This is a genomic window from Alcaligenes sp. SMD-FA, from assembly GCF_025960365.1.
In the GTDB taxonomy this organism is placed as follows: domain Bacteria; phylum Pseudomonadota; class Gammaproteobacteria; order Burkholderiales; family Burkholderiaceae_B; genus Alcaligenes; species Alcaligenes aquatilis.
In genome coordinates, this window is the sequence record NZ_CP110108.1 from 2,236,423 (window position 1) to 2,253,867 (window position 17,445).

The window sequence follows — 17,445 nt, forward strand, 5'->3', positions numbered from 1 at the left end:
AGCAACTTTCCCTCAGCAATCTGAACCTGGACATACCCTGCAGACAGAGAAAACAACGCCGGAAGGTGACATTGCGCCCCTTCCGGCGTTTTTTAGCAAGGCGCCATCATAACAGCGATCACTTGATGAGCAACGGCTCACTGGCGCTCGATAATTAGGGCCACTCCTTAGCTGCCGCCATGACACATGGTTACCAGCGCATACCGCCCCTGGATACGCTGCAACTCATGCAAAGCCTTGACCACGAGTGCCGCCCCTGTCGCCCCCAAAGGATGGCCCATACTAATGCTGCCGCCATTCGGATTGACACGTTCCGGATCAAAATCCAATTCTTTGGCAACGGCGCACACCTGTGCCGCAAACGCCTCATTGGACTCGATCACATCAATATCGGCCACTGTCAGCCCCGCTCGCTTAAGCGCCAAGCGAGTCGATGGCACCGGCCCCATTCCCGCAAGTTGTGGATCCACGCCCGCATGCGCCCATGAGCGCAGCTTGCCCATGGGTTTCAAGCCTTGACGACACGCCTGCCCCTCTTCCATCATCAGCACCACCGCCGCCGCGTCCGCTAAACCCAGAATGTTGCCAGCCGTCACCGTTCCCCCGTCGCTCTGGAAAATAGGCTTCAAGGCGGCAAGCTGCTCCAGGCTCCCATCATGCCGGACATGCTCATCTTGCTCGAAGACGGTCCCCTCATGGGCCACCATCGGAACGATCTGCTCTTTAAAGTATCCGCTTTCAATGGCACGCGCCGCTCGACGATGCGACTCCAGGGCCAACTGATCCTGTTCACAACGAGACACACCGTACTTTCTGGCGACATTCTCCCCCGTCACCCCCACATGCTCCCGAGTCAAAGGGCTGATAAAAATTTCCGACAAAACATCCACCAAGGCCACATTACCCATGCGGCTCCCCCAACGCTGGGAGGTCGCCATATACGGTATTCGACTGGTGCTTTCAACACCGCCAGCCAAAGCCACCTGGGCCTCACCCAATACGATCGCTTGCGCTGCCGAAATAATGGCCTGCAAACCTGATGCACATAAACGATTCACGCTCATCGCAACAGCCTCATGAGCGACCCCCACCCTCATGGAGGCCGCCCGAGCCAAATAGATATCCTGGGGCTCGGTCAGCACCACCTGCCCCATCACCACCTGCTCCACCTCCGAGGCAGATACGCCGCTTCTGCCCAACACTTCCTGCATAACAGCAGCGCCCATCTCAACGGGGGGCACACTCCGTAACGAACCACCAAAGTTACCAAACGCGGTTCGACACGCCTGAACCAGGACGACTTCTTGCATACGAACCTCCTTTTATTCTGACGAGAGAAAAAAGTGGCTCCGTGTTCAGCCACACAAGCCACGTATAATTTGTAAAACAATTCGATGCAATTGGCCGGATGCTTAGGGGCCACTACAAAACAAATAATCAGGTCGGCGTTTTGTAAGATTTACTGTTATGTGCCGCAAAAAAAGCCGGCAAGTGGTTTAGTACCACTTCCGGCTTTCTTGCTCTCTAAACGAGGCCTAGAGAGGGACAATCAACAAGCTCAAGAGCGCTCGAAAATCGCCGCAATGCCTTGGCCGCCACCAATACACATGGTGACCAGCGCGTAACGACCCTGAACGCGCTGCAATTCATGCAAAGCCTTGACGGTAATGGCCGCGCCGGTCGCCCCAATAGGGTGGCCCAGGCTAATACCACTGCCGTTGGGATTGACGCGCGCCGGGTCCAAGCCCAACTCACGTACTACCGCGCAAGCCTGGGCGGCGAAAGCTTCGTTGGACTCGATCACATCCAGGTCCGACACGCTCAAACCGGCACGTTCCAACGCCACACGGGTTGCGGGCACAGGGCCAATGCCCATGATGCTGGGATCGACACCGGCATGGCCCCAAGACACGAGTTTGGCCAATGGCTTCAGACCACGTTGACGCGCCTCTTCGGCACACATCAACAAAACAGCGGCCGCACCGTCATTCAGACCGGAGGCATTGCCCGCCGTCACACTGCCACCGTCGGGCAGGAACACGGGCTTCAAACCGGTAAAGTTCTCCATCGTGGCATCCAGGCGTACGTGTTCGTCCTGATCAAACACGATCTCGCCCTTACGGCTTTTCTGGATGATGGGTACGATCTGCTCTTTAAAGTAGCCTTGTTCGATTGCGCGACGCGCACGCTGGTGCGATTCCAGTGCCAGCTCGTCCTGATCGGCACGGGTTACGCCGTATTGGCGAGCTACGTTTTCAGCCGTAATACCCATATGAACGCGATCAAAGGGATCCGTCAGCGCGCCGGTCATCATGTCCATCATGACCGAGTCGCCCATGCGAGCGCCCCAGCGATGTGCGCTGGACATATAAGGAGCACGGCTCATGCTTTCTGCACCGCCTGCCAAGGCCACCTTGGCATCACCGAGCAAAATGCCCTGCGCGGCCGACACAATAGCCTGCAGGCCCGAGCCACATAAACGGTTAACGTTCATGGCCGGTGTTCCATGCCCCACCCCAGCCTGCACCGAGGCCACACGCGACAAGTACATATCGCGCGGCTCGGTCTGAATGACCTGCCCCATCACGACATGCTGGACGTCTGCCGCTGATACGCCACTTCTGTCCAGTACCGCGCGCAACACCGTGGCTCCCATCTCGATTGGCGACACATTCTTTAATCCACCACCAAAATCACCAATCGCGGTACGGCATGCCTGGACTACCACTACTTCTTTCATATGAATCTCCCTCAATCCCTTTGGGATATGATAACCAGCATAAAAAAGCCAAGCTGACAAAACGTCCACTCGAATATACACGGCTGCCATGGAAAACCGTAAAGCAGACACAAAGACCGTAATTCGCAGTATGGTTTGATACCTTACCCACAAGACACGTTCTTGATAACCCTTTTTATAGGATTCCCCCTCATGTACGAGCGTATCCTGGTATGTACCGACGGCTCAGAACTGTCCGCCCACGCCGTCACCCATGCACTGAATCTGGCCAAGACCAGCGGCGCCAAATTGCTGGCTCTGCGCGTCATTCCGCGCTATCGACAAAGCTATCTGGAAGGCGGCCCCATTATTGACCAGAAGCTGGATAGCCGTATCGAAGCCTCCTGGGTAGAGCACGCGCAATCCGAATTGGCTGCCGTCAAACAAGCCGGGAAAGATATTGGCGTTTCAGTCAAAGGCCTGGTGGTGAAATCAGAACTGGTGGCCGATGCCATTATCTCTACCGCTGAAAAACAAAAAGCCGACCTGATCGTCATGTCCTCGCATGGCCGCAAGGGCTACAAGCGTCTGCTCTTGGGCAGCGAAACACAGCATGTCCTGACCTACTCGGAAATCCCCGTCCTGGTTATCCGCAAGAAAGCCAAGAAAAAATAGAACGTGGCCAGGCATTAAAACGCAAACTTCGGTTTGCGTTTTTTGTTCTCAGGAGTTCGGCATGACAATCAGCACACAGGACAAACGCCGCCGTTTTCGAGCCTTGCATGAAAGCGGCTTACTGGTTTTGCCCAACCCTTGGGACATAGGGGGAGCCAAACGCTTGGAACGTTTGGGTGCTCAGGCGATTGCCAGCAGCAGCGCCGCTTTTGCCTGGTCAAACGGCCTGGAAGATTTTGAAGTGGGCCGCGATGCCCTGCTGGCACATTTGCGGCAACTGGCGGCCAGCACAAACCTGCCGCTCAATGCCGACTTTGAAAACGGTTTTGCCGATGAGCCGAAACAGGTCGCAGAAAACGTCCGTCTGGCCATTGATACCGGCATTGCAGGTTTGTCCATCGAAGATCGCCAAGGCAACGAGCTGTACGAGCTGGATCTGGCCGTGGCCCGCATCCAGGCGGCCAAGCAAGCCATTTGCAGCAGTGGTGAGGACGTTCTACTAGTGGGACGCAGCGAAGGCATGCTGATTGGCGCGCTGGATCTGGAGCAAACCATAGCCCGGCTGCAAGCCTTTGCCCAGGCCGGTGCCGATGTGGTCTACGCCCCCGGTTTACGCGAGCTGGACGATATTGCCCACGTAGTTCAGGCACTGGCACCGACACCCGTGAATGTGCTGCTGATTCATCCGGGGCTGAACGTGCCTGATTTGGCAGCCATTGGCGTACGCCGTGTCAGCACCGGCTCACAACTGGCCTTGGCCACCTGGAATTGCTTTGAACAGGCCAGCCTACAGTTGCTGGAGCAAGGACATCTGCCCCCTACCCAGGCCCATCGCCGCTGGTCTTAGTGCCAAACCGGCAGGCATAAAAAAAGCGCAAGCACCATGGCTTGCGCTTTTTACACCTACAGTCAGAACTTAGTTGTCCTGAGCCTGGTCGCTGGACGCGTCCACCTTGGCTTCCTGATCGGTTTCTACAACTGCTTTCTTGGGAGCCACCCAATTCAGGGGCTCAACCTCAAAGGCCTGTTTACGACGTACTGGTTTCGATTTGCTCACGAATAACTCCTGCTCAATATCGCCAGGGGGCACTGCCCTTAGTGCCCCGATTTCTTTATTATATCAATGATTAGACCACAAATCAATTTTTTAATAATATGAGTGCATTATGGATGCAAATTAGGCGATGTTAGAACAAAATAAAGGCAATTAAAAACGGGGCTTTTTCATAGGCAATTCCAGTCAAAATAACTGGTCTGCAAACACCACTCCCCACCCCAACCTAAGGCCCCCAGTAAAAACTCACTTTTCGCGCATTTAAGTAAAACAATAAAGAGACAATGGCATGCATGATTTCCGCTCCATCGACAATCTGGATCGTTCCTTGCGATGCTTTTTACGCATCGCACAACTGGGTTCGGTCAGCAAAGCGGCTGATGATTTGGGACAAAGCCAATCCAGCCTGAGCAAACAATTAAACACATTGGAACAAAGCCTGGGACAGGTCCTGTTTACCCGCACCGGACGCGGAGTCAGCCTGAATGACGCAGGCGAGCTACTGCGCCAGGCCATTGAACCCGCTTACAGTCGTATTGACGGCGCCATCCATGCAATGCGCCAGGACCATGGCATCAATTCAGGCACAGTAAGGCTGGCCACTGTACACACATTGAGCTACTACTTCATGTCCGATGTGGCTGCCGCTTTCATGAGCTCACACCCGGCCGTGAATTTATCCTTATTGGGGCGCAGCTCGCCCGAAGTGGTGGCGTTGGTGGCAAACGGCAAGGCCGATGTCGGTTTTGTATACGACTCGGCAGTGGACTGTGGAGGCTTGGTCTCGCACACTTTATTTGACGACCAAATGTGCCGTATCTCCGCCAAACAGGAGCCATTTCCAAATGCAGACTTAAACCACCAGGCCTTGCGCCTGATCGGGTTTCCGCCTCACTACGCCCTGCGCCGAATGATTCATAGCAGCGGCTTGCACCCTGAATTTGTGGCGGAAGTCGAAACCATCGACGCCATGTTACGACTGGTCGCCTCAGGATTGGGAGACTGTATCTTGCCCAGTCGCATTCCCGACAGCCTGCTGCACGAGCACAATCTGCACAAATACCCAATCGAGCAACCGAGCCTGCACCGCCGGGTTGTCGCGATTTTGCGGGCAGACCGCGACCCACAAATCCTGACCTCGCGTTTGCTGGAATGTGCTTTGCGCACGGCCCAGAGTCTATAGCGAAACGCTGCAACAAGAACCTGTCACAAGAATTGGTCGCAGGCAAACCGCCCATAAAAACCGGGCCTGATCAAAGACGCTTCAAATCTGGATGTTTTCCAAAATCTTGAAGGTCCATCACCAGGCCCGCTTGCTTTACAGCCCTAGCCAAAGACCGATGCCCAGCCCCGGCCTTGGATAGAAAACTGTTTTACTGCGCCACGCAATCCACGTAGTAACGCTTCTGACCCGAGGCATCGACCTCTTCCACAAAACCGTGGATATCCGTACCAAAGCCGGGACACTGGCGGTGCAGTTCACGCGAGAACTTCAGGAAATCCACAATCGTCTTGTTGAAAGCTTCACCCGGAATCAAGAGCGGAATACCCGGCGGGTAAGGAGTGATCAGGTTGGTCGTCACGCGACCTTCCAACTGATCAATCTCGACCCGTTCAGTACGACGCTGCGCAATGCAGGCAAAGGCATCAGCCGGACGCATGACAGGCACCACATCCGACAGATACATATCGGTCATCAGACGGGCAATGTCGTGCTTGGCGTACAACTGGTGCACGTGCTGACACAAATCGCGCAAGCCCATTTCTTCGTAGCAAGGATACTGACGCGCGAACTGAGGCAGAACACGCCAGACGGGCAAGTTACGGTCGTAATCGTCCTTGAACTGCTGCAAGGCTGTCACCAGGGAATTCCAACGGCCTTTGGTAATACCGATGGTGAACATGATAAAGAAGCTGTACAGGCCAATCTTCTCCACGATCACGCCACGCTGCGCCAGGAACTTGGTCACGATAGAGGCTGGAATACCGGTTTCACCAAACGTGCCCGTCAGATCCAGACCGGGGGTGACAATCGTCGCCTTGATCGGATCCAGCATATTGAAGCCATCAGCCAGCGGGCCAAAGCCGTGCCACTCGCTGTGCTCAACATCATCCGTAATAATCCAGTCTTCGGGCTGCCCCACCCCGTCCTCGGCCAGGGTTGGCGGCCCCCATACCTTGAACCACCAGTCGTCCTCATCAAACTGCGACTCGACCTTGCGCATGGCGCGGCGAAAGTCCAACGCCTCAATAATGCTTTCCTCTACCAGCACACGTCCACCGGGCGGCTCCATCATGGCAGCGGCCACATCGCAGGACGCAATAATCGCGTACTGCGGGCTGGTGCTGGTATGCATCAGGTAGGCTTCATTAAACAAATGGCGATCCAAACTACGGGTTACCGAGTCCTGTGCCAATACATGGCTGGCTTGGCTCAAGCCGGCCAGCAGCTTGTGGGTAGACTGGGTGGAGAACACCATGGTTTCTTGTGGACGCGGACGGTTCTTGCCCATGGCATGGAACTGACCGTAGAAAGGATGGAAAGCCGCATGCGGAATCCAGGCCTCGTCAAAGTGCAAAACTTCCACGTAACCGTCCACGGCATTCTTGATCTCCTGAGTGTCGTAAATAATGCCGTCGTAAGTGGACTGGGTCAGCGTCAACACGCGGGGTTTAACCGTGTCGGCATCCAGGTGCGAGAGCAAGGGGTGCTTGCGGATCTTCTCGCGAATGGTCTCGATATCAAATTCACTGCGTGCAATCGGGCCAATAATCCCGAAGTGGTTGCGCGTAGGACGCAGGAACACGGGAATGGCACCGGTCATCACGATGCTGTGCAGGATGGATTTGTGGCAATTGCGATCCACGACCACCACATCGCCGGGAGCCACAGCGTGATGCCAGACAATCTTGTTGCTGGTGCTGGTGCCATTGGTGACGAAAAAGCAGTGATCCGCGTTGAAAATACGCGCGGCATTGCGTTCACTGGCACCAATGGCCCCGTTGTGGTCCAGCAATTGACCCAGCTCTTCGACGGCATTACACACGTCGGCACGCAGCATGTTCTCACCAAAGAACTGGTGGAAAATCTGCCCGACCGGGCTTTTCAGAAAGGCCACACCGCCGGAGTGACCGGGACAGTGCCAGGAATAGGAACCATCTTCGGCGTAGTCGAGCAAGGCTTTCAGAAACGGGGGCTTGACGCCTTCCACATAGCTGCGCGCTTCACGCACGATGTGGCGCGCCACAAACTCGGGCGTGTCCTCGAACATGTGAATGACGCCTTGCAGCTCGCGCAAGATATCGTTTGGCATATGACGAGCTGTTTTGGTCTCGCCATAGACATAAATGGGCACATCGGTATTGCGACGACGCACAGCCCGAATAAAGGCACGCAAATTGACCAGCGCCGGGGCGCTGTCTCCATCTTGCGTGAACTCCTCATCATCGATGGACAAAATAAACGCGCTGGCACGACTTTGCTGCTGGGCAAATTGACTCAAATCGCCATAACTGGTGGTTCCCAACACCTCGAAGCCTTCAGCCTCGATCGCATCTGCTAATACACGAATGCTCAGACCAGACGCATTTTCAGAACGAAAATCCTCATCGATAATCACAATGGGGAATTGATATTGCATGCCATGTCCTTAATACAAGGGAGCGCCGCAGGGGCGGCAAAAAAAGGGAGGGACGCCAGTCGCTTTCGTGCAGCAGATCGTACCGATTTTCACGTCCCGTCATTTGACACTTGCTTTTCCCTACGTCCTTGGGCATAATTCTACATGTCCCAGGACAAAACAAAAGGCGTGGTGACAGATTGGCTATGTGACGGACTGCAAATCCGTTCAGGTTGGTTCGATTCCAGCACACGCCTCCATCTTGCTTGCATTCAAGACAGACAAAACTGGCCTTCTTTCCGGTTTTGATCACACAGAAAAAGTCGCCATTACGGCGATTTTTTTATTCCCTTTTCCTGCACGGCAAATCCTTGCATCACGCGCTGCGGCCAAGCACTTCCATCGTTTTTGGCCCACCGTTCCAACTTGGCCTGCAATTTAACACAAGCAGGCGCGTGATCTACGCAAAAAACCCTCTTTTTAGTGCCCTAAAAACATCAATCTGCCCACAACGGCATTCAGGTCTTGAACCCTGACTTTGTAGCTGTTACATGCAGACGGTTTGAGGGTAAATTTCTTGTCCGAGAGTGTCTGTTTTTCACTACGACCTAGAACAAAGATCAAGTCGAGCGGTCAATTTCATCCCCATCGCCTCGCTGGCTTTAAAACCAGTCCCTGGCTAGCGCTGATATGATGGCGGCATTCGCGCACGCTAAACGCCCTCTTGCCCGTTTCCGACACGCTGATGGCCGCCTCTGCACCACCTCTACCGACAAAGCTCCGCTCCAACGGCTTCCTCTGCTTTATTTAGATTGTCTGACACCATGAAACTCACCACCTGGAACGTGAACTCCCTGAACGTCCGTCTTCCTCAAGTTCTGGACTGGCTGGCCGCCAACCCCGTAGACGTGCTTTGTCTGCAAGAGCTCAAACTGCCCGACGAGCGTTTTCCTTTGGAGGCTTTTCAGGAAATGGGATATCACGCTCACTGGGCGGGTCAAAAAACCTATAACGGCGTCGCCCTGATTTCCCGCGAGCCGGGCACGGATGTGCAGCGCAATCTGCCCAATTACGAAGACCCGCAGCAACGTCTGCTGGCCGCCACCTACCCATCGCCTGACGGCCCGGTACGCGTGATTTGTGCCTACTGCCCCAACGGGCAGTCGCTCGAGAGCGAAAAGTACAGCTACAAGCTGGAATGGTTCGCCGCCCTGCACGACTGGTTGGAAAAAGAATTGCAGCAGTATCCCCGTCTGGCCATCCTGGGCGACTATAATATTGCCCCAGCTGACCAGGACGTTCACGACCCTGCCAAGTGGGCCGATGATGTTCTGGTCTCCCCGCCCGAGCGGGCCGCCTTCGAGCGCTTGCTGGCACTGGGCTTGCATGACGCCTATCGCCTGTTTGAGCAGAGCGGCAGCCCCTTTACCTGGTGGGACTATCGTCGTTTTGCATTCCGCCGCGACGCCGGTTTACGCATTGACCATGCCTTGTTGTCCGATGCCTTGAAAACCCGTTGCTCAGCCTGCGACATTGACCGCGAACCGCGTGCCAATGAACAGCCCTCGGATCATGCGCCTGTTACCGCTACTCTGTCCTTTACCTGACATAGCCACTGAATTATGCAACTACAAAGCCAAATCATTGAGCAGACTGACTCGGGCTACGTGCTTGAGATCATCCTGGAGCAAGAGCACAAGATCTGGGCGTATCTGGCCATCAGCGAGCCTGACCTGGACGCCGTTGCCAATATCGTCCCCCCCGAACAATTCGAGGCAGGTGGCGATGTGCACGTCATGGCCATCGCCCAGGCCGACGATGCCGCCCAGGAAGTACAAGAGGTTTTGTTTTCCATGAACCCCAACGACACGGTCGTCTTTTTGTGCTCGGACAAGGCCAGTGTGGTGGCTGTCCTGACTGAGTTTGGGCAAACCGACCTAAGCAGCAATTAATTCTTTTATAAAAATCTACTTCTAGAGTCTGCTCTCCATGTCCACGAGCTATCCTGGCACTGTTTTTATGGTTGTCGCCCCCAGCGGGGCGGGCAAATCCAGTCTGGTCAACGCCCTGCTGGCCAACGATTCCAACATCATGCTGTCCATCTCGGCCACGACCCGAGCACCACGCCCTGGTGAGACCGACGGCGAACACTACTTCTTTGTGGACAAGGCGCGCTTCGAGCAGATGTGTGCCGACAACGCCATGCTGGAATGGGCCAAGGTGCATGACAACTACTACGGCACACCCCGCGACCCCATTCAGAAAGCCCTGAATGCAGGCCGCGATGTGCTGCTGGAAATCGACTGGCAAGGCGCCCGTCTGGCCCGCGAACATTTCCCCGAAGCCGTAGGCATTTTCATTTTGCCGCCCTCCTTGCCCACCTTGCAGGCGCGTTTGCGCAAACGCGGACAGGACAGCGAAGAGATCATTGCCCGCCGCGTCGAGGCTGCCGAGCACGAAATCGCCCATGTTCGTGACTGTCAATATGCTATTATCAATGAGGATTTTGATACGGCATTACAGCAGCTATTGAGTATTGTGCAGGCCAGTCGGTTGCGCACCGCCACTCAGTCAGTACGGCATCGCCAACTCTTTCAACAATTAGGCGCAGATGCCCTGCTGAATCAGGGCTGATCTCCTTCTTATTTCTTTTTGATAACAGGTCTACTATGGCTCGCATCACTATCGAGGACTGCCTGGAGCAAGTCCCCAATCGCTTTAAGCTCACCTTGGCAGCCGCCTACCGTGCGCGCGAACTGGCCCAAGGCCACGAACCACGCCTGGAAAGCAAGAACAAGCCTACGGTTACCGCCTTGCGAGAAATCGCCTCCGGCGCGACCGGTCTGGAAATGCTGCGCAAAGTTCCTACCTGATAGGCACAAGCGGAGCACGGTATGGCATTTTCAGGTTTACGGGGCGCATCGTCTGGGCTGTTGGCCGTCCTTAAAAAGGGTTCACGGCTAGGTCGTCGCAAGCCTAAAGAAAAGAACACCCCGGCACTGGCACAATCCGCGCAGGAAAGTGCCAACCCGCCTATTGCCTCACTGGCTCCGCTAACCAAGATCATCTCGCAGTACCTGGACCCGAAAGATGTAGAACGGGTACGGGAAGCGTATCGCTTTTCCGATCAGGCCCACCTGGGGCAATTTCGCGCCAGTGGCGAACCCTATATCTCGCACCCCATTGCCGTCACAGAAATCTGTGCAGGCTGGAAGCTGGATACCGACGCCTTGATGTCGGCCCTGCTGCATGACGTGATCGAAGATCAGGACGTCACCAAGCAGGAACTGGCTGAAAAATTCGGTACTGATGTAGCCGAGATTGTGGACGGTTTGTCCAAGCTGGAACGCCTGGAGTTTGCCACCAAGACGCAACAACAAGCCGACAGCTTTCGCAAGATGCTGCTGGCCATGTCGCGTGATGTGCGCGTCATCCTGATCAAGCTGGCCGACCGCTTGCACAATATGCGCACGCTGGACGCCGTCAAACCTGAAAAACGCCGCCGCGTAGCCCAGGAAACCCTGGATATCTACGCTCCGATTGCGCATCGCCTGGGCCTGAACGCCCTGTTTCGCGAGCTTCAGGACCGCTGCTTCAAGGCCATCTACCCCAATCGCTACAAGGTGCTGCACAAGGCCCTGCTCGCCGCTCGTGGCAACCGCCGTGAAGTGCTGGGCAAAATCACCGAAGCGGTCAAGATTGCCCTGCCTGCAGCCGGCATTGATGCTGAGATATCCGGTCGTGAAAAGTCGCTCTACAGCATTTTCTGCAAGATGGTCGAGCAGAAAAAATCCTTCTCGGACGTGCTGGATATTTACGGCTTTCGCATCATTGTTCATACCTTGCCCGAGTGCTATCTGTCCCTGGGTACGCTGCATCAGCTCTACCGCCCCGTACCGGGCAAGTTCAAGGACTACATTGCCATCCCTAAAGTGAATGGCTATCAATCCCTGCACACCACCTTGATTGGCCCTTACGGCACCCCCGTCGAGTTCCAGTTCCGTACCCGCGAAATGGACCACGTGGCTGAAGAAGGCGTGGCCTCTCACTGGCTGTACAAAGAAGAAGACGTCACGCTGAACGATTTGCAAAAGCGTACACACCGCTGGTTGCAATCCTTGCTGGACATCCAAAGCCAGACGGGTGACTCCACAGAATTCCTGGAGCACGTCAAAGTTGACCTGTTCCCCGATGCGGTTTACGTCCATACACCCAAAGGCAAGATTATTTCCCTGCCACGCGGTGCTACGCCAGTGGACTTTGCCTACAGCATCCATACCGACATCGGCAATCACGCTGTTGCCTCCAAGATCAATGGCGAGTTTGCCCCGCTGCGCACCGAGCTGAAAAGCGGTGACTCGGTGGAGATCATTACCTCCCCCGCCGCCCGCCCAAGCGCGCAGTGGCTGAACTACGTCCGTTCCGGCCGTGCCCGTTCGGAAATTCGCCACTACCTGCGTACAGTTAAATACGAGGAATCCGTAGCTTTTGGTCGCCGCCTACTCGATCAGGCCTTTGACCAGCTAAGCCTGCCTCATGCTACGGACGACGATCCAAACTGGGACAAGCTGGCCAAGGGTTCAGGCGCAGCGTCCCGCGAAGAAATTCTGGCTGATATTGGCTTGGGCAAACGCTTGGCAGCCGTTGTGGCTCGCCGCTTTGCCCCAGAAAATCCCCTGCTGGAAACTACTGCCGCAGAATTTGACGAAATCAGTGCCAACACCTCGGCACCGATTCTGATTCACGGTAACGAGGGGCAGGCCGTACAGTTAGCACCGTGCTGCGGTCCGCTGCCTGGTGACGCTATTATTGGTGGTATCCGCTTAGGTCACGGTCTGGTCGTTCACATGGCGGAATGTGCTGTGGCACAACGCGCCCAGGCCAAAGAACCCGAGCGTTGGGTGCCGGTGATGTGGGACAGCAATACCGCCCGCCACCTCTCGACCCGTCTAGATGTAACTGCGATCAACGAGCGCGGTGTACTGGGCCGTCTGGCTGCTGAAATTACCGATGCCGACTCCAACATCCTGCATATATCCATGCCTGATGAATCGGCTGCAACCTCCGTACTGCACCTAACCGTTCAGGTGGATAGTCGCACCCATCTGGCCCGCGTGATTCGGGCAATTCGCCATGTACCCCAAGTTCAGAAAATTGTGCGTGTGAAGGGTTAAACCCGCTTGCAAACCAGTTTTCAGCCGTACAAAAAACGCCCGCTCACTAGCAGGCGTTTTTTTTGGTCTGAGACCTGACAGCAGACACTCAATAAAAAACAGGCGACTCCCCCTTCTTGCCTACCCAACATAAATTGCCGTGATCGATCAGCAAGAGAGCTTCGACCAGATCATCTACACACCCACATAAGCCACGCACAGGCCGTAGGCCAGCACGCCGGTCAGTGTTGAGCCCGCGATACCACCCGGCCAGCGGCGGCCCAGCAGCACCCCTGCCAGACCTGCCAGCAAAGGCGGCAAGTCCAGGGACATCTGCTCGGGGCGCAGCAAGGAAATCAGGGACACGACGAGCAAAGACACCACACCTGCCGGACCGATAGCGCCAAACAGGCGCGGCCAGATCGAAACGCGACTGGGGTCCGCCTTGCTTTGGCGTCCACCCAGGCGCAAAGGCAGGTAACGAATCAAAAATGTGCCAACGCCTGCCAGCATAATCATGAGCAGAAAACTCCAATCCATCTCTACTCCTTAAGCGCGGCGCAAGGCCATTAGGCCGCCGGCCAGCATACCGACAATAATGGCCAGATACGAGGGCAAGAAAGCCATGGCCAGCACTGCCCCGACAGCGGCTGCCACCAGCACCGGCAAAGGTGCGGAACGGCGGATTTCCAGCAGCAAAGCAAAAAACAAGGCAGGCAAGACAAAACCCAAGGTCTTCTCCAGCACAGGAGACTGGCCCAGCAGGTCGCTGGCAAAGAATGCCCCCAAAGCGGTGCCCAAGACCCAGGAGAGGTAAGAGCCTAACTGCAAGCCACAGTACCAGGACTCTTGCTCTTGGGCCGGCTGGCGGGCCACCCCGGCCGCAGAAGCGGCAAAGACCTCGTCAGTCAAACCTGGAGCCATGAACAGGCTGGACACGGTTCTGGGCCCGGCAAAAAAACCCATTAAGGTCGGACCGTAGAACACATGACGCAGGTTCATAAGCAGCACAATACCCAAAATACTGGGATAGGCCGCCCCTGCGACCAACAGGCTGATCAAAATGAACTGGCTGGCCCCGGCGTACACAATCAGGGACACTAGAACCGCCAGCCAGGGCGACAGGCCTGCATGTACCGCCGTCAGCCCAAAGGAAATCGCTACGGGGACATAGCCCAAGGCGATAGAGGCGCTGTCTCGCAAGCCTCGTCGATATGCCGAACCGATGATCATGAAAAACCTTGCAGCGCCTGACTAGGCCTGGAATGCACCAATAAAGATAGCGGGGTCCACCCGTGCGTTATTCAGACTGACGTTCCAGTGCAAATGAGGGCCGGTCGCACGCCCCGTCGCACCGGAGCGCGCTACGACATCGCCCTTGCTAACACGATCGCCCACACGCACATCAAAGGCCGACAAGTGACAGAACATGGTGATCAGGCCCTGGCCGTGATCCACAAATACGGTTTTACCGTTAAAGAAGTAGTCCGCCACGATGGTGACAACCCCATCGGCAGGCACTTTGACTGCCGTGCCGGTAGGCGCGGCAAAGTCCAGACCCGAATGTGGGTTACGCTCTTGGCCATTGAAGAAACGGCGCAGACCAAACGGACTGGTCAGGCGACCCGGAACGGGCTTTTCAAAGACCACATTGCTGGGGCCTTCGTTGCGAAAGCTGGCATAGGCCTGCATCTGCTCTTCATACTCGCGCTCAAAACGGGCCTGCTGCTGCGGGTCCGGATTCACATGAGACTTGTTTTTCAAGGTAATGCGCTGCTCCCGATACCGCTTGCTGCCCACCTGGAACGCCACACCCGACTGCCCTTGTACCGAGATGCTATGCTGGCCAGCTTGGATTTTCAGGTCCAGCCCGACAATCGCTTTCCAGCGCTGGTCAGCATCCTGAATTACCAGAACACGGTTGCCATTAAAGTGCACCACCGGGGCTGAGCCACCTGATCCCAGGTCCAGCACGGCTACCCCGCCCGGCACAGGACGATGCAGAGTACGTTCGATGAACGTGCCCTGCCCAGGCGCGGCCTGTGCCAGCCACGGAGCGGTCAGACCCCAAACAGTTGCGGCGCCTAAAAGGCGCCGCCGTACCAGAGAAATATCAGTGTGATTCATCAGAATGCTCTTTGAAAAACACCCTGGAGCCTGAGAGCTCCAGGGTTACCGGCCCTGATTCAAGCCGCCTTATTCATCCTCACCACTGGAGGTCAACTCTTTTTCTGCTTCGGGCAGAATCTGTACCTTCTCTTGTACACGCATCGCCTGCAAAACAGCTTGGGTCTCAGTACGAGCCATGGCTTGCGTCAACTGTGCCGTCAACATGTCCAGACCGGGATTGCCCGCCTTGCCGGGTTGGTGGCTCAGAATCTGCACGACGGTATAGCCCTGGGGCTGACGATCACCCACATACGCAGGCAACTTGTCCACGGGATTGGCCAGAACCTTGTTCAGCAAGGCTTCATCCATTTCCGGGAATTCAGCACGGCTCACAGCAAACTGGGCAGAGAAATTCTCGGGTTCGCTACCGGCTTGCAACTGTTTCAAGTAGTCTTCACCCGCTTGTACCGCCAGGGCAGCCGCCTTTTCACGGCGCAGGTTTTCCTCAGCAATCGTACGTACTTTATCCAGTGCAGGCACATGAGCGTCGGTTACGTCGATCACCCGCAAGGCAATCAAGGTGTCAGGGGACACTTCGACAACGCCCGCATTCTTGCGCGAAGCCAAAGCCTCGGCATTGAACAGCGCCTGACGCACACGGCTATCATCCAGCACGGCCGCATCGGGGCCATTGGCGGCAGCCAGATCACCCTCTACTTGCGAAGCAGGAATCAAACCTTGACGGCTGATACCTTCAGCTTGCTTCAAAGTCAAACCCAAGGCATTGGCCGCCGCTTCCAGACTGTCCTCATTGTCGTAGACCAGGTTGGTCAGCTTGCTGGCCATATCGGCAAAGCGCTCAGAGGCCAGTTGCTTGCGCACTTCTTCCTGAACCTTGCTGCGGGCCTGCTCGAAAGACTCGCCTTGCTCGGGCTGAACCTCATTGCTTTTGAAAATATGGAAACCGTTGGGGCCTTCGATCACGCCGGACACATCACCCTTTTTCAGAGCAAATACCGCATTTTCCAACACGCTGGGCCAGGAACCTTTGCTAATCCAACCTAGCTCGCCACCTTCGCGGGCACTACCTTCATCTTGGGAATTGGCACGCGCCAGATCGGCAAAATCGTCTTTATTAGCTTGCGCTTTTTCAGCCAGCTCACGAGCCTTGGTCTGGGCCGCTTCGCGTTCGCTGTCGGAAGCGCCCGCCGGTACGTTCACCAAAATATGGCTGATATTTACGCGGCCAGGCTGCACATAACGTGCCTTGTTCTGCTCGTAATACTGCTTGAGCTGTTCGTCTGTGGGCGTAGGCAGATCCTTGAAGGCTGCGGCCTCATTCAGCAACAGGTATTCCACCTTGACTTGCTGTGGCAATTCCAGCGATTGCTTGTTGGCATCGTACCAAGCCTGCAGGTCTGCATCGCTGATCTGCACCTCGGGTTCAAAATCACGAGTCAAGAAAGTGCGAGTGCGCACACCGCGCTCTTCGGTCAGGGCGATTTCCAGTTTGTTCATGACGCTAGGCAGCATCGAAGTGCTGGCAGCGACCGGGCCAAGCACACGTTGCAGGGCCAACTGACCACGCTGACTTTGCTCGAAATCACGGGTATCGATGCCGGCCGAGGCCAAAACCTGGCTGTAAAGGGCAGGTGAAAAGACGCCGTTTTCCTGAAACTCCGGCATGGTAGCGATATAGTCGCGCAACGCAATGTCGGACACGTTAAAGCGATCAGCAGTGGCCACTTCGATTTGTACACGTTGATCAATCAAGGACTCCAGCAATGCACGACGGCTTTCCAGGCTGTCGGCCTGGGCCAGATCAAAACCGGAAGGATTGTTGCGCTGCATATCATCCAGCTGCATGCGGCGCGCACGATCAAATTCCTGGGATGTAATGGCGCTATCGCCAACTTTGACAATATCGCTATCGCCAGAAACGTAGCTGGAGTAGCCGCTGACACCAATCAATACAAAAGATGGCAAAATCAGCACTAACAGGACCAGCTGCATGACGCGTTGGTTCTTACGGATAATCTCGAACATTAATCATCACCTACTTTCGCTTGCAGCAGGGCGCTGCGGGTGGCGCATCAGACCGGCAAGCCGGCTCGG

The 17,445-nt window shown here is 55.7% G+C and carries 16 protein-coding genes and 1 tRNA gene; 9 read left to right on the plus strand and 8 right to left on the minus strand.

Annotation, left to right across the window (positions count from 1 at the left end):
* Positions 1-167: 167 nt before the first annotated feature.
* Positions 168-1,310 carry an acetyl-CoA C-acyltransferase gene (locus OKX01_RS10320; RefSeq protein WP_094196864.1) on the minus strand — a complete coding sequence of 381 codons (1,143 nt, stop codon included), beginning with the start codon at positions 1,308-1,310 and terminating at the stop codon, positions 168-170.
* A gap of 248 nt (positions 1,311-1,558) precedes the next feature.
* A complete protein-coding gene (locus tag OKX01_RS10325; protein WP_094196865.1) occupies positions 1,559-2,740 on the minus strand; it encodes an acetyl-CoA C-acyltransferase family protein in 1,182 nt (393 codons plus the stop codon).
* A 192-nt stretch (positions 2,741-2,932) separates the two neighbouring features.
* On the opposite strand from OKX01_RS10325, the gene OKX01_RS10330 reads away from it, so the two are divergent.
* Both OKX01_RS10330 and OKX01_RS10335 read left to right on the plus strand, forming a co-directional pair.
* Complete coding sequence (locus OKX01_RS10330; RefSeq protein ID WP_009457090.1) at positions 2,933-3,394, plus strand: universal stress protein; 462 nt, start codon at positions 2,933-2,935, stop codon at positions 3,392-3,394.
* A 61-nt stretch (positions 3,395-3,455) separates the two neighbouring features.
* Positions 3,456-4,241, plus strand: coding sequence for an isocitrate lyase/PEP mutase family protein (locus OKX01_RS10335; RefSeq protein WP_094196866.1), 786 nt, complete (start codon positions 3,456-3,458; stop codon positions 4,239-4,241).
* 69 nt (positions 4,242-4,310) lie between these two features.
* Here the strand turns inward: OKX01_RS10335 and OKX01_RS10340 are convergent, their stop codons facing one another.
* The gene (locus OKX01_RS10340; protein WP_159063934.1) at positions 4,311-4,451 is read right to left on the minus strand and encodes a hypothetical protein; all 141 of its coding nucleotides are present in this window, start codon (positions 4,449-4,451) and stop codon (positions 4,311-4,313) included.
* A 286-nt stretch (positions 4,452-4,737) separates the two neighbouring features.
* On the opposite strand from OKX01_RS10340, the gene OKX01_RS10345 reads away from it, so the two are divergent.
* Positions 4,738-5,631 (plus strand): LysR family transcriptional regulator, encoded by an 894-nt coding sequence (locus tag OKX01_RS10345; protein ID WP_125276758.1) that lies wholly within the window; start codon positions 4,738-4,740, stop codon positions 5,629-5,631.
* Positions 5,632-5,821: 190 nt separating this feature from the next.
* Here OKX01_RS10345 and OKX01_RS10350 read toward each other — a convergent pair whose 3' ends face one another.
* Complete coding sequence (locus OKX01_RS10350; RefSeq protein WP_094196868.1) at positions 5,822-8,089, minus strand: arginine/lysine/ornithine decarboxylase; 2,268 nt, start codon at positions 8,087-8,089, stop codon at positions 5,822-5,824.
* A gap of 165 nt (positions 8,090-8,254) precedes the next feature.
* Here OKX01_RS10350 and OKX01_RS10355 point away from each other — a divergent pair.
* The 6 genes from OKX01_RS10355 (at position 8,255) to OKX01_RS10380 (ending at position 13,242) form a co-directional block, all read left to right on the plus strand.
* Positions 8,255-8,328: transfer RNA gene (locus tag OKX01_RS10355), tRNA-Cys, on the plus strand.
* Between the two features lie 564 nt (positions 8,329-8,892).
* Complete coding sequence (gene xth, locus OKX01_RS10360) at positions 8,893-9,675, plus strand: exodeoxyribonuclease III (protein WP_094196869.1); 783 nt, start codon at positions 8,893-8,895, stop codon at positions 9,673-9,675.
* Positions 9,676-9,690: 15 nt separating this feature from the next.
* Positions 9,691-10,020 (plus strand): hypothetical protein, encoded by a 330-nt coding sequence (locus tag OKX01_RS10365; protein ID WP_264671717.1) that lies wholly within the window; start codon positions 9,691-9,693, stop codon positions 10,018-10,020.
* 37 nt (positions 10,021-10,057) lie between these two features.
* Positions 10,058-10,702: a guanylate kinase gene (gmk, locus tag OKX01_RS10370; RefSeq protein WP_094196871.1), complete on the plus strand. Its 645-nt coding sequence runs from the start codon at positions 10,058-10,060 to the stop codon at positions 10,700-10,702.
* 35 nt (positions 10,703-10,737) lie between these two features.
* A complete protein-coding gene (gene rpoZ, locus OKX01_RS10375; RefSeq protein ID WP_003799665.1) occupies positions 10,738-10,941 on the plus strand; it encodes a DNA-directed RNA polymerase subunit omega in 204 nt (67 codons plus the stop codon).
* A gap of 21 nt (positions 10,942-10,962) precedes the next feature.
* Positions 10,963-13,242 (plus strand): RelA/SpoT family protein, encoded by a 2,280-nt coding sequence (locus OKX01_RS10380; RefSeq protein ID WP_094196872.1) that lies wholly within the window; start codon positions 10,963-10,965, stop codon positions 13,240-13,242.
* Positions 13,243-13,416: 174 nt separating this feature from the next.
* Here the strand turns inward: OKX01_RS10380 and OKX01_RS10385 are convergent, their stop codons facing one another.
* The 4 genes from OKX01_RS10385 to OKX01_RS10400 all read right to left on the minus strand — a co-directional run bounded on the left by OKX01_RS10385 (position 13,417) and on the right by OKX01_RS10400 (position 17,376).
* The gene (locus OKX01_RS10385) at positions 13,417-13,761 is read right to left on the minus strand and encodes an AzlD domain-containing protein (RefSeq protein WP_094196873.1); all 345 of its coding nucleotides are present in this window, start codon (positions 13,759-13,761) and stop codon (positions 13,417-13,419) included.
* Positions 13,762-13,770: 9 nt separating this feature from the next.
* A complete protein-coding gene (locus tag OKX01_RS10390; RefSeq protein WP_094196874.1) occupies positions 13,771-14,454 on the minus strand; it encodes an AzlC family ABC transporter permease in 684 nt (227 codons plus the stop codon).
* A gap of 21 nt (positions 14,455-14,475) precedes the next feature.
* Complete coding sequence (locus OKX01_RS10395; protein ID WP_094196875.1) at positions 14,476-15,348, minus strand: M23 family metallopeptidase; 873 nt, start codon at positions 15,346-15,348, stop codon at positions 14,476-14,478.
* A gap of 69 nt (positions 15,349-15,417) precedes the next feature.
* Entirely contained in the window at positions 15,418-17,376 is a 1,959-nt protein-coding gene (locus OKX01_RS10400) for a SurA N-terminal domain-containing protein (protein ID WP_094196876.1), read from the minus strand.
* Positions 17,377-17,445: the final 69 nt, after the last annotated feature.